General features: G+C 49.0%; 4 protein-coding genes. All 4 read right to left on the reverse strand.

Annotated elements, in window-relative coordinates; genetic code table 11:
* A partial coding sequence (locus LLF78_06675; GenBank protein MCE5202176.1) for a hypothetical protein occupies positions 1 to 686 on the reverse strand: 686 nt, incomplete at its 3' end.
* Between the two features lie 119 nt (positions 687 to 805).
* On the reverse strand, positions 806 to 1588 hold the full coding sequence (locus tag LLF78_06680) for a hypothetical protein (protein ID MCE5202177.1): 783 nt from the start codon (positions 1586 to 1588) through the stop codon (positions 806 to 808).
* A gap of 65 nt (positions 1589 to 1653) precedes the next feature.
* A complete protein-coding gene (locus LLF78_06685; GenBank protein ID MCE5202178.1) occupies positions 1654 to 2145 on the reverse strand; it encodes a hypothetical protein in 492 nt (163 codons plus the stop codon).
* 2 nt (positions 2146 to 2147) lie between these two features.
* On the reverse strand, positions 2148 to 5009 hold the full coding sequence (locus LLF78_06690) for a UPF0182 family protein (GenBank protein MCE5202179.1): 2862 nt from the start codon (positions 5007 to 5009) through the stop codon (positions 2148 to 2150).
* Positions 5010 to 5299 lie beyond the last annotated feature (290 nt).

The raw sequence follows: 5299 nt of genomic DNA on the forward strand, positions 1-5299 counted from the left end.
TATCCTCTGTCCCTGTCCCATACATAGGGCCCGTTGCCTGAAATTGAGCCGTACCCGTCGAGGTACTCCATATTAAGGAAATCCGCCGCGTCGCTTCTGATATAGCCCCTGTAGACAGGAAGCATCGGCATCTTGCCGCGGATTTTTTTGCTTGTCCAGTCGCCGGGGAGACCTGTCTTCGACAAGACCTCATCAATTACAGGCCGTAGGTCCGCTGGGATCTCGTCTATAAATTTCACCCTGCCCATCGCTGATTTGCCGAAGCTGTCTAGCAGGTATGCCGACGCCCAAACTCCGTCAGGTAGTTCCTTTAAAGCTGCAATAGTTACGAACAGCCCGTCCATAGCCGCAAGCTGACGCGGTTGTAGGCTGTGTTTCGAAAGAAATCCCCTGACCTCTTCCCACCTTGCGGGATCACCGTTAGGAAATATCCTGTCAATAATAGCGAGGCCGGCTGCAGCCCTCATCTTTGGCTCGCCGCTCCAAAGCTTCGACCACAATTCATATTCTGTGCCGCTTGGTTCTATTGCGCGTATATCTCTCAGTACCGAGGGGCCCATCTCCTTTATATTGCTTCTCCTCTGCATATCCGCTACAAATGTATCCCAGTCGGCTGCGGCAAAGGCAGGAGCTGACAAAGCAAGGACAATTGCCATTAGTACTGCTGCAATAACTGATTTTTTCATGATATTCTCCCCCAATCAAAAATCAAAAAAATGAAAAAACTGCCTGATGCTATTTGATTGACACAGTCCGGTGTGATACACCCGGTGCTTAAGTTTCGATCTCACTTTACCTGTAAAGCTTATCCCCCCCTCACTGTTACCTCTCTTTCCCATTGTCCTCCAGGCCAGCTTTTTGTATTTATACCGTTTGGAAGTATCTTCCACATTTTAACAGTGCCGCCTGGTTTACCGTACAGATCCACAGTGAATATTTCTCCGGTAGAGAATGGGATAAAGACGGCCGACTTTCCCTGATATATCCTGCTGAGTTTATCACCAGGCACATAGGGATCTTTGACTGTCCTCCACATGGGACCGCGTCGTTTGCCGCTGACACGGAATGACTGAATGCCCTCTTTTGTAAACATCAGTACCCCCGTCCCGCCGCCGTATCCACTTACAAAACCACTGAGAAACCGTGCCTGGTCCTCAACGTCTTTGCCAATATATGCCAGAATGCCGGCGCAGTAGTATCCAAGATATGCAGCGGAGCTTTTTTGCCTACGCCCGAAAGCTGCGCCGAGAGTCTTTGCTGCCTCTTGTTCCATATCCTCTGATAAAAGACTTTTTAGCGATGAAGCAAGTGTCTCCTTCTCTTTGTGTCTGTCCTTATACAGGATTTCCAGTGATTTTTTATAAATTACAGGCAGTTCTATTGCCTGAATCTCCGGTTTGGCGATATGCAAACCTGTATCTCCAGAAATAACATCTGAAGATACAGATCCGGCTGCCGCTGTTACGCTGTCCTCGTTCGCGCCGGGAACTGTCCTCTCTGCGGCCGAGATTGCCGAAGCCTCTAAGGATATCGCCAGCAGCAGCGTTATTGAAAATATTATCCTGCTGTATTTAATTTTTTTACTCATAGAAATAACACCTATTCCATTAATGTAATACATTGACCATCTTTTGCTTATATCCGTTTAGCGTTTTAGATGTCTATGTATCTTGTTTTGTCGCTTACGTTCTCCCTGGGACCCCTCTCGTCTCTGTCTACCGGCATGGATCCGTCAAAAGCCATAATAAGCACCGGCAACCCAACCAGCACGGGTGTCAGTATCCCCCAAAGCCAGAAATTTTTGCCCAGTCTTTGTGCTATGCTGCCCCACAGATAGACGTTTGCCGCAAAGCTTATCAGCGCTGTGGCCGGTTCAAAAACGGGCGCGAAGAGATAGAAGCTTACTACATTCATCCCCAGCGTCACAATGCCCGGAGCCACTATCCCCAATGTGATCCAACGCGAGATCTTTGCGCAGTCACACAGAAGCATCACGTTGTAAATCGGGATCAGGAAACCGAAGAAAGACCCGATGCGGAACTTTTCCCCAAGCCGTGAAAAGACAAACGCAGCGAAAATATAGAATCCAAAACACATCAAAATAAACATAATTACAGCGAATGTGCCGAAAAGAATTGTAAACATTGTTATTTGATCCTCTTTTCCAGTTCGGCGATTACTTCACCCAACTTCTTTATGTCCGAGCCATAACGAGCCCAGTCACCCTCACGCTGCGCCTTCTGCGCGGAATTGTACAGTTCTTGTGCATGCTTTACAAGAGTGACTGCATCTGTCCCGCCTGGGACGTCCTGAGATTGAGATACTGCTTTTGCGCTTCCTGCCTTATTGTCGGTCGCTGCGGACTTAGTCCCGTCTCCTGGAAGTATCTTCTGCCCCATAAGCTTTTCAAGCGCTTCTCCAAAGGACTCCGCCCATGTGACACGGCCTCCTGTGGAAACGATCACACGCTTCAGCTCCGGCAGTTCGCCCTTATCCGCTTTCAGATAGAGAGGCTGCACGTATAGCAGTGATTTGCCGACAGGGATGACAAGCAGGTCCCCGCGTATGACATCCGACCCGCGTTGGCTCCACAGAGATATCTGTGCCGATATCTCAGGATTCTGGTCTATGAGCGCCTCTATCTGAACAGGACCGTATATCAGCTTCTGTTTTGGGAATTTGTAGACGAGCAGCTCTCCGTAGTTTTGGGGATCGCAGCGTCCGGCCATCCATCCGATCAGGTTGTCTCTCCCAAGCGGCATATAAGGCATGATTATGGCAAATTCAGGAGAGCTTTCCCCCCACAGTTTCATGGTGACATAATTCGGCCGTATATTGCTCTCTTGTCCTGTCGTAGTTACAGCCCACACATCCTCACGGTTGTAGTAAGTGTTTGTGTCCGTCATGTGAAACGTGCGATAGACATCCGCCTGTACTTCAAAGAAGTCCTCAGGGTAGCGCATGTGCTTCCAGAGATCAGGAGGCAACTCTCCCGCGGCTTTGAAGAGGCTGGGGAAAATCTTCTGCCATGTCTTCGCGAGCGGATCATTGTTGTCGACGATATAGAAGGACATCTTGCCATCGTAAGCATCCACAGTGGCTTTTACGCTGTTGCGCAGGTAGTTGACACCGTTGAAGTGAGAAAGGGTCTTGTCGGTTGTCATAACAGGTTTTGAATAGGGATACCTTTGTGACCATGTGAAGCAATCCTGGATCCACTGGATACGCCCGTTGTAGATCACTGGATAAGTGTCCCCGTCGTATATCAGGAAAGGAGCGACCTCAGCGAGGGCCTCGCGGACATTCCTATAAAAGAGGACCCTGCTTTCAGGTTTCAATGAACCGGTAAAAAGAATTTCAGTATCATGAAACCGCAGCGCGAAAAGCAGCCTGCGCCAGAACGACCCTATCTTCACCCCGCCCTTGCCCTGATAAGTTGTCCTTGCATTTGAGTCCCCAAGAGGATAGTCAAATTCCTTGACATCCGTATTGACAAGCACATACCAGTCGCCCTTTGACCCATAGTATATCTCCGGACGATCCAGCGGGATGTCGACCGTGGAACGCGAAGGCAGATCCTTCATAAAGAACACGGGGAGGCCTCCTGGCGCAATTTCGTTGACCGGATTCATAACTACGCCGTAGCCGTGGGTGAACTCGAGGTGTGTATTGACCCATGTCGGGTTTTGCAGCTGAGACAGATCGAGCTCCCTGACAGAGAGCATAACCTGTCTGTTCCTTCCATTTATGTCGTAGCGGTCGATATAGACATCAGTAAAATTGTAGTATGTCCTTATGGCCTGAAGCTGCTTGTAAGTGCGCAGCAGCGGGGAATAGTCCCAGAGACGAATGTTCTGGACTGTCTCCAGGTCAGCCTTAAGCTCATCTACTGTTACCTCTGTCTCAGGGGTTACTGAAAGAGTGCGTATATTGTTAAGTCCAAATGCGCGGCGCGTATAGTCGAGATGATAGGCAAGATAAGGCTTCTCCATCTCATATTCGTTGGGTTTGACACGATACTGCTGAACGAGCCCGGGGACAAAAGAATGAGCTACCCAGCCAAGGATAAGAAGCGCACCTATAAATATAGCTGACATTTTCCACATAGGTTTGAAGAAATTGACAAGCAGAAGCGCTGCGGCAGTGAATGCTGCAATCATCAGTATGGTAAGGGCCGGCAGCACAATATGGATGTCGGTATAGCCGGCGCCATAGACTACCCCGGTCGGGGAAAACAACAGTTCATAGCGTTCGAGCCAGTAACCTGCGCCCCAGACGACTAAAATAAGAGCGCCAAGAAGAGAGAGATGGAGCCGGGCCTTCGGAGCCGTGTCAAGATGACCGCCGGTGAAAGATACCGACTGTGTCAGGAAATATGCGACCAAAGAACCTATAAGCGAGACGACAAGCACCCCCTGCAGCCATCCCTGAAGAAACTTGAAAAACGGCAGAGTGAAAATATAAAAGCCTATGTCACGGCCAAAGAGAGGGTCGACTTCTCCGAACGGTGTCGGATATAAAAACTTCAGGAAAGTCCCCCAGTAGCCCATTGCGCCGATCGCGTTCACCACGGCGAAAATCAGAGCGAATATAACCAGCAGCCACTTGGCTGACGGGATCCTTACTCCGTCTGCATCGGAGCTCTGCAGCAAACGGACGCCGCTGTTCCATGCGAAACGCCAGTTGGACCAGTAAATAAAAAACGCGGGTATCAGTGCGACAAAGAAGAGCTCCCACTGTGCTGAAAACCTGCGCCAGAAGACGGCCTGATAACCGTGTGATCCAAACCAGTATAGATTTGTCAAAAACCCGGCAACTCCAGGCAGGATAACAGTAAAAAGTATAAAAATCCCGCCTAATATCAGCCAGAATTTTGGCAGCTTAGGCATTTTGAACTTTGGACGCATGGGGTGCTCATCCTGCCAGCCCTCCTCATTGTCTCCGGAACCGGGTGTCCAATCATGTCCGGGCATTCCGGATATACGACCAAATATATCTTTTAGATCCATATAAGGCAGCCCCTCTCGAATGTGTCATATCAATTTTATTCTATTGTTTACTAAAAAGCCCGCTGTGTCCAGATAAAAAGGCGGAAAATAAGCACGGAAATTTTAGAAGGAAACTTATTTCGTGCAAGTGTGATCATTGGTCGGCATAAAAGCTTGTCGCATGAAGTCTTGAAATGATTCTGATGTTTGTATTGTAAATGTGAAATGCTCTGTAAATAAAATTACCGGACGGTCTGATCCCGGACTGTCCAAATAACAAGGACAACTCATAGGTGAAGGGAAGACTGCGG

This window comes from Synergistaceae bacterium (assembly GCA_021372895.1).
Taxonomy (GTDB): Bacteria; Synergistota; Synergistia; order Synergistales; family Synergistaceae; genus JAJFTP01.